Source organism: Pseudomonas sp. ok266 (assembly GCF_900110195.1).
In the GTDB taxonomy this organism is placed as follows: Bacteria; Pseudomonadota; Gammaproteobacteria; order Pseudomonadales; family Pseudomonadaceae; genus Aquipseudomonas; species Aquipseudomonas neuropathica.
On the sequence record NZ_FOCU01000003.1, the window covers coordinates 135,918 to 151,723 of the forward strand.

Here is a 15,806-nt window from a genome sequence, read left to right on the forward strand (position 1 = left end):
GAAACTCCGGGGGCAGACCGAGGGTCTGCCCTTCTCCCATGCCTTGAAAGGAGAAAACCATGGCCCAATTCGAACCCGGTCGCCTGCACATCGAGCGGCATGCGTTGACGCCGGATGACGTCAGTTACAACGTGCACCTCGACTATGAAGTGCTCAGCGATCCGAAAAAAGGCAAAGGGATACAGTTCACCCTGCATGGCAACATGCAGGGCAAGGACATGAAAGAAACGTTTTTCCTGCCCAAGGAAGAGGCTTACAACTTCGCCCGTGACGTGACCCGGATCGCCGAGAAGTACGGGATTCCCAAGGCTCACAGCCAGATCGGTTCGGTGCACAAGCATTACGATCTGATGTTTGAAGACATTCGGCAGAAGTTGAATATGCAATCCGGGGATCCGGTCAATCTTGAGCATTTCGAGTAACCCGCAAAAGCCCCTCACCCTAGCCCTCTCCCCGAGGGAGAGGGGACTGATTGGGGGATGCTCTAGAGTTACACCGACCTGACCTTGCTTTACCGAATCCATAATCGTCCGGGGAAATTAGACCACTGCAACTGGTTCTTTCAGGTCGATGTCAAACCTCAGACACCTCGGTCGGCCCCCTCTCCCCCTGGGAGAGGGCTGGGCGGGCGGCGTTTCCGATGAGGGTGCTTTTGCTTTCACCTCTCTCCAAGCCCAAGGCATACTTGCCACCCTCCGCTCTGCAGATCACTGAACCACCCCATGCGTATCCACGTCAGCTTCATAGACCGCGTCGGCATCACCCAGGAAGTCCTGGCTATCCTCGGTGGGCGCAATCTCAATCTGGATGCGGTGGAGATGATCCCGCCCAACGTCTACATCGACGCGCCGACCCTGAGCCCGCAAGTGCTCGAAGAACTGAAAGATGCGCTGTTCCGCGTGCTCGGCGTGGAAGCGGTGACCGTGGTCGACATTCTCCCTGGCCAGCGTCGGCACCTGCAGCTTGACGCGTTGCTGGCGGCGATGACCGATCCCGTTTTGGCGCTCGACAGTGCCGGCAAGGTGCTGCTGGCCAACCCGGCGTTGATCGCGTTGTACGGTCGCGAACCGGCCGGCGAGAGTGTCGCGGAACTGTTCAACGATCCCGCGCTGCTCGACACCTTGCTCGAAAACGGCTTCCGTTTGCCGCTGCGCGAAATCACCGTCAACGGCCAGACTTTGCTGCTCGACGCTACGCCGATCACCGACGCTGGCGCCCTCCTGACGCTGTATCAACCAAACCGCATCGGCGAACAACTCTCGGCGCTGCACCACGACCACGCCGAAGGTTTCGATGCGCTGCTCGGCGAGTCCCCGGCGATTCGTACGCTCAAGGCCCGCGCGCAAAGAGTCGCCGCTCTTGATGCACCGCTGTTGATTCAAGGCGAAACCGGCACCGGTAAAGAACTGGTCGCCCGCGCCTGCCACGCCATCAGCGCGCGACACAGTGCACCGTTTCTGGCCCTCAACTGCGCAGCCCTACCGGAGAACCTCGCCGAAAGCGAGCTGTTCGGCTACGCCCCCGGCGCCTTCACGGGAGCAGCGCGTGGCGGCAAACCGGGGCTGATGGAACTGGCCAACCAGGGCACGGTGTTTCTCGATGAGATCGGCGAGATGTCGCCGTACTTGCAGGCCAAGCTGCTGCGTTTCTTGAACGACGGCAGCTTCCGCCGCGTGGGCGGTGATCGCGAAGTGAAGGTCAACGTGCGCATCCTCAGCGCGACCCACCGCGATCTGGAAAAAATGGTCAGCGAAGGCTTGTTCCGCGAAGACCTGTTCTATCGTCTCAACGTGCTCAACGTTGAAGTGCCGCCGCTGCGCGAACGCGGGCAGGACATCCTGCTGCTGGCGCGGTATTTCATGCAGCAAGCCTGCGCGCAGATCCAGCGCCCGGTGTGCCGCCTCGCTCCGGGGACCTACCCGGCGCTGCTCGGCAATCGCTGGCCGGGCAATGTGCGGCAATTGCAGAACGTGATCTTCCGTGCGGCGGCGATTTGCGAGAGTAGCCTGGTGGATATTGGCGATCTCGATATTGCTGGCACCTCGGTGGCGCGTCAGGCTGACAGCGATGTCGACAGCCTCGAACAAGCGGTCGAAGCTTTTGAGCGATCGCTGCTGGAAAAACTCTACGTCAGCTACCCCTCGACCCGCCAACTGGCCAGCCGCCTGCAAACTTCGCACACAGCCATTGCCCATCGCCTGCGCAAATACGGCATCCCCAACAAACCCTGAAAACACCACAAATTCACCTGCGGGAAATACCCCCCTGTGGGAGCGAGCCTGCTCGCGAAAGCGGTCTATCAGCAGAATCATTAGTGACTGACACACCCTCTTCGCGAGCAGGCTCGCTCCCACAGGGTTAGAGGGTGATTTCAAAATCACGTCAAAAACGACCTCCACCTGTACTGAAAGCGCTACAGCGGAACGATATCGCTACACCCTCCTCCGATCACCGCTGTGCAAGGCTTTGATCCCGTTCAGCTTTTATCCTCGCTCCATGCTGTAGCGATTTCGCTACAGGCATCTCTGAACCTTCGACCTCTCCAATATCTAATTCATTGATTTATAACGATAAATCAACATTGGCCACATTCTTGCTAATCAACCCTTCATAAATAAGGGCCTTCGCGCCCGACTATTCCACCGCGTCCACCAGACGAGTCTGGCCCCCTGAGGAGTTTCCATGAGCGAGTTGCATTTTACTGAAGATCACGAATGGCTGCGCACCGAAGCTGACGGCAGCGTTACTGTCGGCATCACCGCTTTCGCGCAGAACGCCCTGGGCGACGTGGTGTTCGTGCAACTGCCTGAGCTGCAGGCTTACGAAAAAGGCGCTGAAGCCGCCACCGTGGAATCGGTGAAAGCCGCCAGCGGCGTGTACATGCCCCTCGACGGCGACGTACTGGAAGTCAACCCGGCGCTGGAAGACGCCCCGGAACTGGTCAACGAAGATCCGCTGGGCGAAGGCTGGTTCTTCCGCTTCCAGCCTGCCGACGCATCGGCCGTGGCCAAATTGCTCGATCAGGACGCGTACGACCGTCTGATCAAAGCCCAAGCCGAAGCCTGAGGAACACCGACATGACTCAAGTAAACCTTGGCACCGCCAACGAATTCATCTCCCGTCACATCGGCCCGCGCGCCGGTGACGAGCAAACCATGCTCAACAGCCTCGGCTTCGACTCGCTTGAAGCCCTGAGCGCCAGCGTCATTCCGGAAAGCATCAAGGGCACCAGCGTGCTCGGCATGGACGACGGCCTCAGCGAAGCCGATGCCCTGGCGATGATCAAATCGATCGCCGGCAAGAATCAGTTGTTCAAGACCTACATCGGCCAGGGCTACTACAACTGCCACACGCCGTCGCCGATCCTGCGCAACCTCCTGGAAAACCCGGCCTGGTACACCGCGTACACGCCGTACCAGCCAGAAATTTCCCAAGGTCGTCTCGAAGCGCTGCTGAACTTCCAGACGATGATCAGCGACCTCACCGGTCTGCCGATTGCCAACGCCTCGCTGCTCGACGAAGCCACCGCCGCTGCCGAAGCCATGACCTTCTGCAAACGCCTGAGCAAGAACAAGGGCAGCCACCAGTTCTTCGCCTCGATCCACAGCCACCCGCAAACCCTTGACGTGCTGCGCACTCGTGCCGAGCCGCTGGGCATCGAAGTGGTTGTTGGCGATGAGCGTGAACTGACTGACGTGACGCCGTTCTTCGGCGCGCTGCTGCAATACCCGGCCAGCAACGGTGATGTGTTCGACTATCGCGAACTGACCGAACGCTTCCACGCCGCCAACGCCTTGGTCGCAGTCGCCGCTGACCTGCTGGCCCTGACCTTGCTGACCGCCCCGGGCGAGTTCGGCGCGGACGTCGCCATCGGTTCCGCGCAACGCTTCGGCGTGCCGCTGGGCTTTGGTGGCCCGCACGCCGCTTACTTCTCCACCAAAGATGCGTTCAAGCGCGACATGCCGGGCCGTCTGGTCGGTGTCTCGGTTGACCGTTTCGGCAAGCCGGCGCTGCGCCTGGCGATGCAGACCCGCGAGCAACACATCCGCCGCGAGAAGGCCACGTCGAACATCTGCACCGCACAAGTGCTGCTGGCCAACATCGCCAGCATGTACGCCGTCTACCACGGCCCGAAAGGCCTGGCGCAGATCGCCAATCGCGTGCATCACCTGACCGCGATTCTGGCCAAAGGCCTGACCGCGCTGGGCGCTAACGTCGAACAAGCCAGTTTCTTCGACACCCTGACCGTCGCCACCGGCGCAAACACCGCCGCGCTGCACGACAAGGCCCACGCTCAGCAGATCAACCTGCGCGTGATCGACGCTCAGCGTCTTGGCCTGTCGGTCGACGAAACCACCACCCAAGCTGACATCGAAACCCTGTGGGGCCTGTTCGCCGACGGCAAGACTCTGCCGGATTTCGCTGCTCTCGCCGTCTCGGTGCAGAGCACCATCCCAGCATCGCTGGTACGTCAGTCGCCGATCCTCAGCCACCCGGTGTTCAACCGTTATCACTCGGAAACCGAGCTGATGCGCTACCTGCGCAAACTGGCGGACAAGGATCTGGCCCTGGATCGCACCATGATCCCGCTGGGTTCGTGCACCATGAAACTCAACGCTGCCAGCGAAATGATCCCGGTGACCTGGGCTGAGTTCGGCGCGCTGCACCCGTTCGCTCCAGCCGCGCAAAGCGCCGGTTACCAGCAACTGACCTTTGAGCTGGAAGCGATGCTCTGTGCCGCGACCGGTTACGACGCGATCTCGCTGCAACCAAACGCCGGTTCGCAAGGTGAATACGCTGGCCTGCTGGCGATTCGTGCATATCACCAGAGCCGTGGCGATGAGCGCCGCGACATCTGCCTGATTCCGTCGTCCGCCCACGGCACCAACCCGGCCACCGCCAACATGGCTGGCATGCGCGTCGTCGTGACTGCCTGCGATGCCCGTGGCAACGTCGACATCGAAGACCTCCGCGCCAAAGCCATCGAGCACCGCGACCACCTCGCCGCGCTGATGATCACTTACCCGTCGACCCACGGCGTGTTCGAAGAAGGCATCCGCGAAATCTGCGGGATCATTCATGACAACGGCGGCCAGGTGTACATCGACGGCGCCAACATGAACGCGATGGTTGGCCTCTGTGCTCCGGGCAAGTTCGGCGGCGACGTCTCGCACCTGAACCTGCACAAAACCTTCTGCATTCCGCACGGCGGTGGCGGCCCGGGCGTTGGCCCGATTGGCGTGAAATCGCACCTGACCCCGTTCCTGCCGGGCCACGGCCAGATGGAACGCAAGGAAGGCGCGGTCTGTGCAGCACCGTTCGGCAGCGCAAGTATTCTGCCGATCACCTGGATGTACATTCGCATGATGGGCGGCGCAGGCCTGAAACGCGCTTCGCAGTTGGCGATCCTCAATGCCAACTACATTTCCCGTCGCCTCGAAGAGCACTACCCAGTGCTGTACACCGGCAGCAACGGTCTGGTGGCGCACGAATGCATTCTGGATCTGCGTCCATTGAAAGACAGCAGCGGCATCAGCGTCGATGACGTCGCCAAGCGCCTGATCGACTTCGGCTTCCACGCGCCGACCATGTCGTTCCCGGTCGCGGGCACGCTGATGATCGAGCCGACCGAAAGCGAATCCAAAGAAGAACTGGATCGCTTCTGCGACGCCATGATCCGCATCCGCGAAGAAATCCGCGCGGTGGAAAACGGCACGCTGGACAAGGACGACAACCCGCTGAAAAACGCTCCGCACACAGCGGCAGAGCTGGTTGGCGAGTGGACTCACCCGTACAGCCGCGAGCAGGCCGTGTACCCGGTCGCGTCGCTGATCGAAGGCAAATACTGGCCACCGGTCGGTCGTGTCGACAACGTTTTCGGCGATCGCAACCTGGTCTGCGCCTGCCCGTCGATCGAAAGCTACGCTTAATGGAATGAGGGGCAGGAATACCTGCCTCTTTTTCCAGAACACCACAAATCCCTGTGGGAGCGAGCTTGCTCGCGAATGCGGTAGGTCAGCAAACATTGGTGGTGACTGACACTCCGTCTTCGCGAGCAAGCTCGCTCCCACAGGGAATTGCTACAAGCCTGATGTTTCGCCAATTCCTATAACAAGAAACCGGAGAACCCCTCATGTCGTTAAGCGTGTTCGACCTGTTCAAGATTGGCATCGGCCCCTCCAGTTCCCACACCGTCGGCCCGATGCGCGCAGCCGCGCGTTTCGTCGAAGGTTTGCGCCGTGAAAACCTGCTGACCACCACCGCCAGCGTTCGCGTTGAGCTGTACGGTTCCCTCGGCGCCACCGGTAAAGGTCACGGCAGCGACAAAGCCGTGCTGCTCGGCCTCGAAGGCGAACACCCGGACACCGTTGATACCGAAACCGTCGCCGCACGCCTGCAAGAAATTCGCGGCAACGGACGACTGAACCTGCTCGGCGAACACAGCATTGCGTTCAACGAGAAAGAACACTTGGCGATGATCCGCAAGCCGTTGGCCTATCACCCCAACGGCATGATCTTCCGCGCCTTCGATGCGGCGGGGATTCAGATCCGCAGCCGCGAGTACTACTCGGTTGGCGGTGGTTTCGTGGTCGACGAGGACGCGGCCGGTGCCGACCGCATCGTCGAAGACGCCACGCCGCTGACCTTCCCGTTCAAAAGCGCCAAGGACCTGCTCGGTCATTGCGCCACCTATGGTCTGTCGATCAGCCAGGTGATGCTGACCAACGAAAGTGCCTGGCGCCCGGAGGCAGAAACCCGCGCCGGCCTGTTGAAAATCTGGCAGGTGATGCAGGACTGCGTCGCTGCGGGCTGCCGTAACGAAGGTATTTTGCCCGGCGGCTTGAAGGTCAAACGCCGTGCGGCAGCGTTGCATCGGCAACTGTGCAAGAACCCGGAATCGGCGTTGCGCGATCCGTTGTCGGTGCTCGACTGGGTCAACCTCTACGCCTTGGCGGTCAACGAAGAAAACGCCAACGGTGGCCGCGTAGTCACCGCCCCCACCAACGGCGCGGCGGGGATCATTCCGGCGGTGCTGCATTACTACATGCGTTTTATCCCCGGCGCGAATGACGACGGCGTCGTACGGTTTCTTCTGACCGCTGCGGCCATCGGCATTCTCTACAAAGAAAATGCCTCGATCTCGGGCGCCGAAGTCGGTTGTCAGGGTGAAGTCGGCGTCGCCTGTTCGATGGCGGCCGGTGCGTTGTGCGAAGTGCTCGGTGGCAGCGTGCAGCAAGTCGAGAACGCTGCGGAAATCGGTATGGAGCACAACCTCGGCCTGACCTGCGACCCGATTGGCGGACTGGTGCAAGTGCCGTGCATCGAGCGCAATGCCATGGGTTCGGTGAAAGCCATCAACGCAGTGCGCATGGCCATGCGAGGCGACGGCCAGCATTTCGTCTCCCTCGACAAAGTCATCCGCACCATGCGCCAGACCGGTGCCGACATGAAAAGCAAATACAAAGAGACCGCCCGCGGCGGTCTGGCGGTCAACATTATCGAATGCTGACCATGAAACCAGCCAAACGAAATTGACCACCTCTCCCCCAGGGAGAGAAACGTAATTAGCCCCCTCTCCCCTCCGGGAGATAAACGTATCTAACTCCCTCTCCCTCTGGGAGAGGGCTGGGGTGAGGGGCTTTTGATCTTGATCTTGCCTCTTACCGCCAAACTCTAATTTTCAAGGAGCCACGCATGTCCACCGAACAACTGTCGAAAACCCCGCTGCACGCTCTGCACATCGAACTCGGCGCTCGCATGGTGCCGTTCGCCGGCTACGACATGCCGGTGCAATACCCACTCGGTGTGATGAAAGAACACCAGCACACCCGTGAGCAGGCCGGACTGTTCGATGTCTCGCACATGGGCCAGATCCGCCTGACTGGTGCCAACGCCGCCAAAGCCCTGGAAAGCCTGGTGCCGGTAGACATCATCGACCTGCCGGTGGGCATGCAGCGTTACGCGATGTTCACCAACGACAACGGCGGCATTCTCGACGACCTGATGGTGGCCAACCTCGGTAATGACGAATTGTTCCTGGTGGTCAACGCCGCGTGCAAGGATCAGGACCTGGCCCACCTGCAAAAACACATCGGCGATCAGTGCACCATTACGGCGCTGTTCGAAGAACGCGCTCTGCTGGCATTGCAAGGTCCGGCGGCGGTGACCGTGCTGGCGCGGCTGGCACCATCCGTTGAAAAAATGACTTTTATGCAGTTCGCCCGTGTCAATCTGCTCGGCGTCGACTGCTTTGTCAGCCGTTCGGGTTACACCGGTGAAGACGGTTTCGAAATCTCCGTACCAGCTGCAGATGCGGAAAAACTTGCCCGCGCCCTGCTCGCCGAACCGGAAGTCCAGGCCATTGGCCTCGGCGCTCGCGACTCGCTGCGTCTGGAAGCCGGTCTGTGCCTCTACGGCCACGACATGAACACCGAGACCACGCCGATCGAAGCCAGCCTGTTATGGGCGATCTCCAAGCCACGTCGCGCTGATGGCGCGCGGGCCGGCGGTTTCCCGGGCGCGGAGAATGTTTTCGCTCAACAACAGAATGGCGTGGCACGCAAACGCGTCGGCCTGCTACCGCAGGAGCGCACCCCCGTGCGTGAAGGCGCAGAAATCGTCAACGAAGCCGGCGAAATCATCGGCAGCGTGTGCAGCGGTGGTTTCGGTCCGACCTTGGGCGGGCCGTTGGCGATGGGTTACCTCGACAGCGCATATGTCACCCTCGACACGCCGGTTTGGGCCATCGTTCGTGGGAAAAAGGTGCAAATGCTTGTAAGCAAAATGCCATTTGTTCCACAACGCTACTATCGCGGTTGATTGACTGTTTCTATAAGTAACGCGATTGCGTTATGCGTGCACTAATGTGTAACGCAATCGCCACAAAAAAGTGCATTTTCTATCAACTGATTCGAATATGAACTTTGCTTATAACGATCGAAAACAATTGAACAGGCTAATCGTCTAAGCCCGCACTAGCGAGAGGATTAACTTGCTCAAGCTCAGTAAAACCGGGGGCTTCGCAGGGCTTGTTTTTTCTCCCGTAGTTGGCGTAGAGTTTCTCCACTGTGTTTGCATGGGTCAGCTTGGAATCGTGACCTGGGCAGTAGCCTACAAGTTAGCTACATCCCGTTCGACGTCTTCTTACTCTCCTGCAACCAGCCCCAGTACTCTTTCATGAGAAAGAGACTGTCATTAATTTTTGCGTCAAAGGAAATAAGAAATGTCCACACGTCAGAGCGGTACCGTCAAGTGGTTTAACGACGAGAAAGGTTTTGGTTTTATCACTCCAGAAAGCGGTCCGGATCTGTTCGTGCATTTCCGCGCCATTCAGGGCAACGGCTTCAAAAGCCTGAAAGAAGGCCAGAAAGTGACCTTCGTTGCTGTGCAGGGCCAGAAAGGCATGCAGGCTGACGAAGTACAAGCAGAAGCCTGATTTTCTGTTACGAAAAAGCCCCTGATGTTGATATCAGGGGCTTTTTTGTGCGCGCGAATCCGTAAAATGGCGCTTCATTTTGCGTCCAGAGGCTGCCATGTCGAAAAACCTGCTCACCCCACAGGGCGATTTTCCCGCCGTTGGTCTAGGCCGGCGTCTGGCGGCGATGTTCTATGATTTTCTGCTATGCACCGCCCTGCTGATCGTCACGGGTGGCATCTACAAGATGATTCAGGCAGCGATCATTGGTGAAGAGCGCCTGCGAGTGATGACCGATGCCGGCAAGCTCGACGGTGATCCGCTCTACTCGACCGTGCTGGTGTTGGTGCTGTTCGCATTCTTTGCCAAGTTCTGGACCCACGGCGGGCAGACGCTGGGCATGCAGGTGTGGGGCATTCGCGTGCAGAACGCCAATGGCACGGCGATCAGCCTGTGGCAGGCGTTGTTGCGGTTTATGGTGTCGATTGCGTCGTGGCTGTGCGTGGGGTTGGGATTCCTCTGGTCGCTGTACGACAAGCAGAAGCGCACGTGGCATGACATCTATTCCGACACCCGCGTGGTGCGGATCCCGAAAAAGACCAAATAACTTCCAGACGCAAAAAACCACTGTGGGAGCGAGCTTGCTCGCGAAGACGTCGTATCAGTCGATTCTATTGGTGACTGATACACCGCTTTCGCGAGCAAGCTCGCTCCCACAGGTTTTGTGTAATGCCTTTAGAGCTTAGGCGTTACCGGCCAGCTTCATCCGCGCCGCCTGAGTGAAATCGAGCATGCGCTTCAACGGCCGGATCGCCTGTGGAATCAACGCCGGATCAACAAAGATCTCGTTGGTCCCTTCCTTCAAGCTCTTGAGCGTGCGCTCAAGGGTGTTCATGGCCATCCACGGGCAATGTGCGCAACTGCGGCACGCCGCGCCGTTACCGGCGGTTGGCGCCTCGATGAAGACCTTGTCCGGACACAGCTGCTGCATCTTGTAGAAGATGCCACGGTCGGTCGCAACGATCAGGGTCTTGTTCGGCAGCGATTGCGCGGCAGCGATCAACTGGCTGGTGGAACCCACGGCGTCCGCCAGTTCGATCACCGACGTGGGCGACTCCGGGTGCACCAGAATCGCAGCGTCCGGGTACAGCGCCTTCATGTCTTCAAGCTGCTTGGACTTGAACTCTTCGTGAACGATGCAGGCACCGTCCCACAGCAGCATGTCCGCGCCGGTCTTGCGCTGGATGTAAGTGCCCAGATGCTTGTCCGGCCCCCAGATGATGGTCTCGCCGTTGTCCATCAGGCTTTCGACGATCTCCAGTGCGCAACTCGAAGTCACCACCCAGTCAGCCCGGGCTTTGACCGCCGCAGAGGTATTGGCATAGACCACCACCGTGCGCTCCGGGTGCTGATCGCAGAACGCCGAGAACTCGTCGACCGGGCAACCCAGGTCCAGCGAGCAGGTCGCTTCCAGGGTCGGCATCAGCACGCGTTTTTCCGGGTTGAGAATCTTCGCGGTCTCGCCCATGAACTTCACGCCGGCGACCACCACGGTTTTGGCCGGGTGAGCATTGCCGAAGCGAGCCATTTCCAGGGAATCGGAGACGCAACCGCCGGTTTCTTCAGCCAAGGCCTGAATTACCGGATCGCAATAAAAGTGGGCCACCAGCACCGCGTCCTGAGCCTTGAGCTCGGCGGCGATGGCGGAACGGTAATAAGCCTCTTCCTCAGCAGTCAGCGGTTTGGGCTGTTTGGCATCGAGGTGGGCTTGAACCAGAAGGCGTTCGGAAATCTGCGTCATGTTCGCAAGACCTGCAGGCGCGTTCGCGCGAAAGTCGAGTATACACCCGGCTCCGGACCGCTTGAGGGTACCGCCGGGAGAGTGAGTATTATCAGGCACGGACAGCATTGAAGCTGCGCAAGGCTACAGAATATCCCGTTGATACAAAAGATGATTCTGATCTGCGTCAGCGCTGCGGGCGGTGAAATAACGCATAGCGAAATTGCAGGCAAAAAAAAACCCGGAAATCCTCACTTTCGTGGGCCTTCCGGATTTTCTAAACCGCCAAATATGGTGGGTCGTGTGGGATTCGAACCTACGACCAATTGGTTAAAAGCCAACTGCTCTACCAACTGAGCTAACGACCCGCTGTGTGGTGGCGCGTATAATACTGATTTTTAAGGACTATTCAACACCTTTTTGAAAATAATCAAAAATAAGCTGTTGGATCGTCCACACCAGCGGCCGCAAAGCCTTCTGCGCGCAGGCGGCAGCTGTCGCATTTACCGCACGCGCGGCCGTCATCGTCGGCCTGATAGCAGGAAACGGTGAGGCCATAATCAACGCCGAGCTTCACGCCCGCCTGAACGATTTGCGCCTTGCTCAGGTTCTGCAGTGGCGCCTGAATGCGGAAGCCATTGCCTTCAACGCCGGCCTTGGTCGCCAGATTGGCCATGCGCTCGAACGACTCGATGAACTCCGGACGGCAATCCGGGTAACCGGAATAGTCCACGGCGTTGACACCAATAAATATGTCACGCGCACCCAGCACTTCTGCCCAGCCCAACGCCAGCGAAAGGAACACCGTGTTACGCGCCGGCACGTAAGTCACCGGAATGCCTTCGCCCAGCTCCTCCGGAATATCGATGCTGCTGTCGGTCAGTGCCGAGCCGCCCATACCATTCAGGTTGAGGCCGATTACTTTGTGCTCAACCACACCCAAGTCGCGGGCGACGCGGGCAGCGGCGTGCAATTCAGCGTGCGAGCGCTGACCGTAATCGAAACTCATGGTGTAGCAGCTGTAGCCTTCGGCGCGAGCCATGGCCACGACGGTGGCGGAATCGAGGCCGCCGGACAACAGGATAACGGCACGCTTTTCAGTGGTGTTCAGTGGTTCTGTCATATCAGCGCCCCGGCTCGTCATTCCAAAGGTATTTATGCAGCTGCAATTGCAAACGCACGGGCAGGTTGTCCGCCACCACCCAGTCCGCCAGATCCCGAGCATTCAGGTCGTGGTGACTTGGGGAGAACAGCACTTCACCGGCACGCCGTTCAAGACCGTACTGGATCAGCTTGGACACGGCCCAGTCGTAGTCTTCCCGCGAACAGATGACAAACTTCACCTGATCGTTGGGGCTCAGCAGTTCGATGTTCTCGTAACGGTTGCGATGGGCTTCTTTCGAGTCCGGCGTTTTCAGATCGACAACCCGACTGACGCGCGGATCGACGGCCGAAATGTCGAGTGCGCCACTGGTTTCCAGCGAAACCTCGTAACCGGCGTCACACAACTGCTTGAGCAAAGGAATGGCGTTCGGCTGCGCCAGCGGCTCACCGCCGGTGACACAGACGTAGCGCGGACGAAATCCGGCCACTTGCTCGAGGATGTCGTCGAGGGTGCGGATGGTGCCGCCACTGAACGCATAGGCGCTGTCGCAGTATTGGCAACGCAAAGGACAACCGGTCAGGCGCACAAAAACCGTGGGCAGCCCGGCGGTCCGCGTTTCCCCCTGCAACGAGTAGAAAACTTCGGTGATTCTCAATGTGTCTTGCATAGTCGCCACGGGCGTAACAGCTAAACAGGCTGTCCGCCTCCGTCAGGCACTTCAGGCAATCCCGCCAACGCGTAGACCGCAAGAAGCGTGTTTCAGAAAAAGGGCGTGAATTCTAACGAAAAAACCCGCGACAAGCGCGGGTTTCTTCTAAACGGGTAACACGACCTTACATGCGTTGCAGATCACGTTGAGCCAACTGAGCGGCGGAGGTACCCGGATATTGGGCCACCACCTGCTGCAGAATGCCTTTGACCTTGTCGGTATGACCAAGGCGGCGCTCTACGTCAGCCAGCTTGTACAGCGAGTCCGGCACTTTAGCGTGCTTTGGATACAGCTGCGAAACCTTGGCGAAAGCCTGACCTGCACCTTGCAGATCGCCTTTGGCCAGATTGACTTCGCCCAACCAGTACTGGGCGTTGCCCGCGTATTGGCTGTTCGGGTATTTGCGCAGGAAAGCGGCAAAAGCCTGGCTGGCCTTGTCGAAATCCTTGGCTTTGATCAGGTCGAAAGCGGCATCGTAATACAGCTTTTCCTTGGCCGGATCACCCGGTTCGCTGCTTGCAGCAGGCGCCTGGGCAGCAGCCCCGGCGCCAGCGGCAGCACCGGCAGCAGCACTTGCGTCGCCACCGGCAGAAGAATTCTCAGGAGTCGCGGCAGGTGCAACGCCGGATCCTATGCGCCGATCAAGATCCTGGTATCGTTCCAGGGATTCCTGCTTCATGCGCGCAACCTGATTCTGCAGTTCTTCGATCACGCCTTGCTGGCGAGAAATCTGATCCTGCATCTGTTGCAATTGGTTGAACAGCATGCCTTGTGCCGAGGCAGGGGCCGAAGCCGCTCCCCCGGCATAGGCGCCGTTCGTACCGTAACCTGCAGGCGGATAACTGCTCCCGCTATTGTTATAACCGGAGTTGTCATCGACCACAGGAACCGCAGCCCACGCCGCAAGCGGCGCGAGACTGAGAGCCAGAACAGTTACAGCACGACGGCACGTTCGCATATCGAATTACTTACGCAGTTCGACGCGACGGTTTTGAGCCCAGGACTGCTCGTCGTTGCCGGTAGCAACTGGACGCTCTTCGCCGTAGGAAACCAGTTCCAGCTGAGCTGGGGAAACACCTTGCAGTACCAGGTAGCGCTGAACGGCTTTCGCACGACGCTCGCCCAGTGCCATGTTGTACTCACGAGTACCACGTTCGTCGGTGTTGCCTTCCAGAACAACGCGAGCGCCGTTTGCTTTCAGGTCTTTGGCGTGAACGTCCAGAGCGCGCATGGCTTCTGGCTTCAGGTCCGAGCTGTCGTATTCGAAGTAGAAGGTGGTGATTGCGCGCAGAGCAGCTTCTTCGCTCAGGGAACCGTCAACGGCACCAGTGTTTGCGCCGTAACCAGCGTTTGGATCAACAGCGCCTTCACCGGCGTTGTCGCCGCCTTTGGACGAGCAACCTACAGCTACAGCCATGGCCAGAGCCAGCGCAGCAAATTTACCAAACTTCAGCATTTCCATCGTGAAACTCCTAATGAACCCCAGTGTGTTAAGTAAAACGTGTAGCGCCCGCTCACTTCAGGTAAGGGGACCAGGACGGTTCTCTGACTTCGCCTTGAGCGGTAGGAAGCGGGAGCCTAACGCGTCCATTAATGGACACGAGCATCAAGACTCCCCGGCCCTGTTGGCGGGTGGCGTAGATTACCATGGTGCCGTTGGGCGCAACAGTAGGTGACTCGTCCAGAGTGCTATCAGTGAGGATCTTTACACTCCCTCGCTGCAGATCCTGAGCTGCCACCTTGAAATTGGTGAAGCCATCCTGACGATGGATCATCACCAAAGTCTTTTCATCAGCCGAAAGTTTCGGGTTGGCGTTGTAATTACCTACAAACGTCACACGCTCGGCACCACCGCCACTGGCGCTGGTTTTGTAGATCTGAGGCTTGCCGCCGCGGTCCGAGGTGAAGTAGATGGTCGAACCATCCTTGCCCCAGTACGGTTCGGTGTTTATGCCAGGACCTGCGGTCACACGGGTGATCTGACGCGAAGCCAGATTCATCACGTAGATGTCCGGGTTACCGTCCTTGGACAGTACGAACGCCAGGCGATCACCGTTCGGCGACCAGGCTGGCGCGCCGTTCAGACCTTCGAAGTTGGTGATCTGCTCGCGGCGGCCGGTGTCGATGTTCTGCATGAAGATGCGTGGGCGCTTCTGCTCGAACGACACGTAGGCGATGCGCTTGCCATCCGGTGCAAAACGCGGCGACAGGATTGGCTCACGCGATTGCAGCAAGGTCACGGCGCGAGCACCGTCGTAGTCCGAACGCTGCAGGGTGTAACGGGTGTTCTTCTCGGAGAAGCGCTCAGCCGTCACGTACAGCAGACGCGTCGAGAACGCACCTTCAATACCGGTCAGTTTCTGGAACGACTGGTCGGAGATGAAGTGCGCCATGTCACGCAGTTGCTCGGTGGTACCGGAAACACTGCCGTCAGCCACTTTCTGTTCGGTGGCCACGTTGAACAGTGCCCACTGCACCTGCAGACGACCGCCGGCTGGCGCAATGCTGCCGACCATCATGTATTGAGCACCCACCGCCTTCCAGTCACGGAAGATGATTTCGCTCGGCTGGCTTGGCTGGCTGATCATGTTTTGCTTTGGAATCGGCGAGTAGTAGCCCGAGTTGCGCAAATCGTTACCAATGATTTCTGCCATGTCGTCCGGCAGCACGGCACCGCCCTGCATGCCGAATGGTACAACGGCGATCGGAGTAGCCCGATCGCTGCCGCTGGTAACCAGAATGTTCTTTTCATCCGCCATCGCGATCCCTGCCATGCAGCAGATCACGACCAGCATTC

General features: G+C 59.1%; 14 protein-coding genes and 1 tRNA gene. 8 read left to right on the plus strand and 7 right to left on the minus strand.

Annotated features, from left to right (window positions below; translation table 11 throughout):
* Positions 1-59 precede the first annotated feature (59 nt).
* The 8 genes from BMY54_RS06430 (at position 60) to BMY54_RS06465 (ending at position 10,022) form a co-directional block, all read left to right on the plus strand.
* Positions 60-422, plus strand: coding sequence for a DUF5064 family protein (locus tag BMY54_RS06430; RefSeq protein WP_093430478.1), 363 nt, complete (start codon positions 60-62; stop codon positions 420-422).
* Positions 423-722: 300 nt separating this feature from the next.
* Positions 723-2,231: a sigma-54-dependent transcriptional regulator gene (locus BMY54_RS06435; RefSeq protein WP_093430479.1), complete on the plus strand. Its 1,509-nt coding sequence runs from the start codon at positions 723-725 to the stop codon at positions 2,229-2,231.
* A 451-nt stretch (positions 2,232-2,682) separates the two neighbouring features.
* On the plus strand, positions 2,683-3,066 hold the full coding sequence (gene gcvH, locus BMY54_RS06440; protein ID WP_093430480.1) for a glycine cleavage system protein GcvH: 384 nt from the start codon (positions 2,683-2,685) through the stop codon (positions 3,064-3,066).
* Between the two features lie 11 nt (positions 3,067-3,077).
* Positions 3,078-5,930, plus strand: coding sequence for an aminomethyl-transferring glycine dehydrogenase (gene gcvP / locus BMY54_RS06445; RefSeq protein ID WP_093430481.1), 2,853 nt, complete (start codon positions 3,078-3,080; stop codon positions 5,928-5,930).
* Positions 5,931-6,133: 203 nt separating this feature from the next.
* Complete coding sequence (locus BMY54_RS06450; protein ID WP_093430482.1) at positions 6,134-7,510, plus strand: L-serine ammonia-lyase; 1,377 nt, start codon at positions 6,134-6,136, stop codon at positions 7,508-7,510.
* A gap of 185 nt (positions 7,511-7,695) precedes the next feature.
* Complete coding sequence (gene gcvT / locus BMY54_RS06455) at positions 7,696-8,820, plus strand: glycine cleavage system aminomethyltransferase GcvT (RefSeq protein ID WP_093430483.1); 1,125 nt, start codon at positions 7,696-7,698, stop codon at positions 8,818-8,820.
* A 403-nt stretch (positions 8,821-9,223) separates the two neighbouring features.
* The gene (locus BMY54_RS06460; protein ID WP_003227496.1) at positions 9,224-9,436 is read left to right on the plus strand and encodes a cold-shock protein; all 213 of its coding nucleotides are present in this window, start codon (positions 9,224-9,226) and stop codon (positions 9,434-9,436) included.
* Between the two features lie 97 nt (positions 9,437-9,533).
* Positions 9,534-10,022, plus strand: a complete 489-nt coding sequence (locus tag BMY54_RS06465) for an RDD family protein (protein ID WP_093430484.1) — start codon at positions 9,534-9,536, stop codon at positions 10,020-10,022.
* Between the two features lie 135 nt (positions 10,023-10,157).
* Here BMY54_RS06465 and nadA read toward each other — a convergent pair whose 3' ends face one another.
* From nadA to tolB, 7 genes are all read right to left on the minus strand, one after another.
* On the minus strand, positions 10,158-11,216 hold the full coding sequence (nadA, locus tag BMY54_RS06470) for a quinolinate synthase NadA (protein WP_016773509.1): 1,059 nt from the start codon (positions 11,214-11,216) through the stop codon (positions 10,158-10,160).
* 271 nt (positions 11,217-11,487) lie between these two features.
* Positions 11,488-11,563 (minus strand) — tRNA-Lys (locus BMY54_RS06475).
* A gap of 62 nt (positions 11,564-11,625) precedes the next feature.
* Positions 11,626-12,318, minus strand: a complete 693-nt coding sequence (gene queC / locus BMY54_RS06480) for a 7-cyano-7-deazaguanine synthase QueC (RefSeq protein WP_093430485.1) — start codon at positions 12,316-12,318, stop codon at positions 11,626-11,628.
* A gap of 1 nt (position 12,319) precedes the next feature.
* Entirely contained in the window at positions 12,320-12,967 is a 648-nt protein-coding gene (queE, locus tag BMY54_RS06485) for a 7-carboxy-7-deazaguanine synthase QueE (RefSeq protein WP_093430486.1), read from the minus strand.
* Positions 12,968-13,133: 166 nt separating this feature from the next.
* The gene (ybgF, locus tag BMY54_RS06490) at positions 13,134-13,967 is read right to left on the minus strand and encodes a tol-pal system protein YbgF (RefSeq protein WP_007912724.1); all 834 of its coding nucleotides are present in this window, start codon (positions 13,965-13,967) and stop codon (positions 13,134-13,136) included.
* A 6-nt stretch (positions 13,968-13,973) separates the two neighbouring features.
* Positions 13,974-14,471: a peptidoglycan-associated lipoprotein Pal gene (pal, locus tag BMY54_RS06495; RefSeq protein ID WP_003178634.1), complete on the minus strand. Its 498-nt coding sequence runs from the start codon at positions 14,469-14,471 to the stop codon at positions 13,974-13,976.
* A 52-nt stretch (positions 14,472-14,523) separates the two neighbouring features.
* Positions 14,524-15,804, minus strand: coding sequence for a Tol-Pal system beta propeller repeat protein TolB (gene tolB / locus BMY54_RS06500; RefSeq protein WP_016983828.1), 1,281 nt, complete (start codon positions 15,802-15,804; stop codon positions 14,524-14,526).
* Positions 15,805-15,806 lie beyond the last annotated feature (2 nt).

What these genes read in the sequence shown, in the direction of transcription:
- BMY54_RS06430 (WP_093430478.1), top strand. Translation starts at nt 60, where the DNA reads ATGGCCCAATTCGAACCCGGTCGCCTGCACATCGAGCGGCATGCGTTG.
- BMY54_RS06435 (WP_093430479.1), top strand. Translation starts at nt 723, where the DNA reads ATGCGTATCCACGTCAGCTTCATAGACCGCGTCGGCATCACCCAGGAA.
- gcvH (WP_093430480.1), top strand. Translation starts at nt 2,683, where the DNA reads ATGAGCGAGTTGCATTTTACTGAAGATCACGAATGGCTGCGCACCGAA.
- gcvP (WP_093430481.1), top strand. Translation starts at nt 3,078, where the DNA reads ATGACTCAAGTAAACCTTGGCACCGCCAACGAATTCATCTCCCGTCAC.
- BMY54_RS06450 (WP_093430482.1), top strand. Translation starts at nt 6,134, where the DNA reads ATGTCGTTAAGCGTGTTCGACCTGTTCAAGATTGGCATCGGCCCCTCC.
- gcvT (WP_093430483.1), top strand. Translation starts at nt 7,696, where the DNA reads ATGTCCACCGAACAACTGTCGAAAACCCCGCTGCACGCTCTGCACATC.
- BMY54_RS06460 (WP_003227496.1), top strand. Translation starts at nt 9,224, where the DNA reads ATGTCCACACGTCAGAGCGGTACCGTCAAGTGGTTTAACGACGAGAAA.
- BMY54_RS06465 (WP_093430484.1), top strand. Translation starts at nt 9,534, where the DNA reads ATGTCGAAAAACCTGCTCACCCCACAGGGCGATTTTCCCGCCGTTGGT.
- nadA (WP_016773509.1), bottom strand. Translation starts at nt 11,216, where the DNA reads ATGACGCAGATTTCCGAACGCCTTCTGGTTCAAGCCCACCTCGATGCC.
- queC (WP_093430485.1), bottom strand. Translation starts at nt 12,318, where the DNA reads ATGACAGAACCACTGAACACCACTGAAAAGCGTGCCGTTATCCTGTTG.
- queE (WP_093430486.1), bottom strand. Translation starts at nt 12,967, where the DNA reads ATGCAAGACACATTGAGAATCACCGAAGTTTTCTACTCGTTGCAGGGG.
- ybgF (WP_007912724.1), bottom strand. Translation starts at nt 13,967, where the DNA reads ATGCGAACGTGCCGTCGTGCTGTAACTGTTCTGGCTCTCAGTCTCGCG.
- pal (WP_003178634.1), bottom strand. Translation starts at nt 14,471, where the DNA reads ATGGAAATGCTGAAGTTTGGTAAATTTGCTGCGCTGGCTCTGGCCATG.
- tolB (WP_016983828.1), bottom strand. Translation starts at nt 15,804, where the DNA reads ATGCTGGTCGTGATCTGCTGCATGGCAGGGATCGCGATGGCGGATGAA.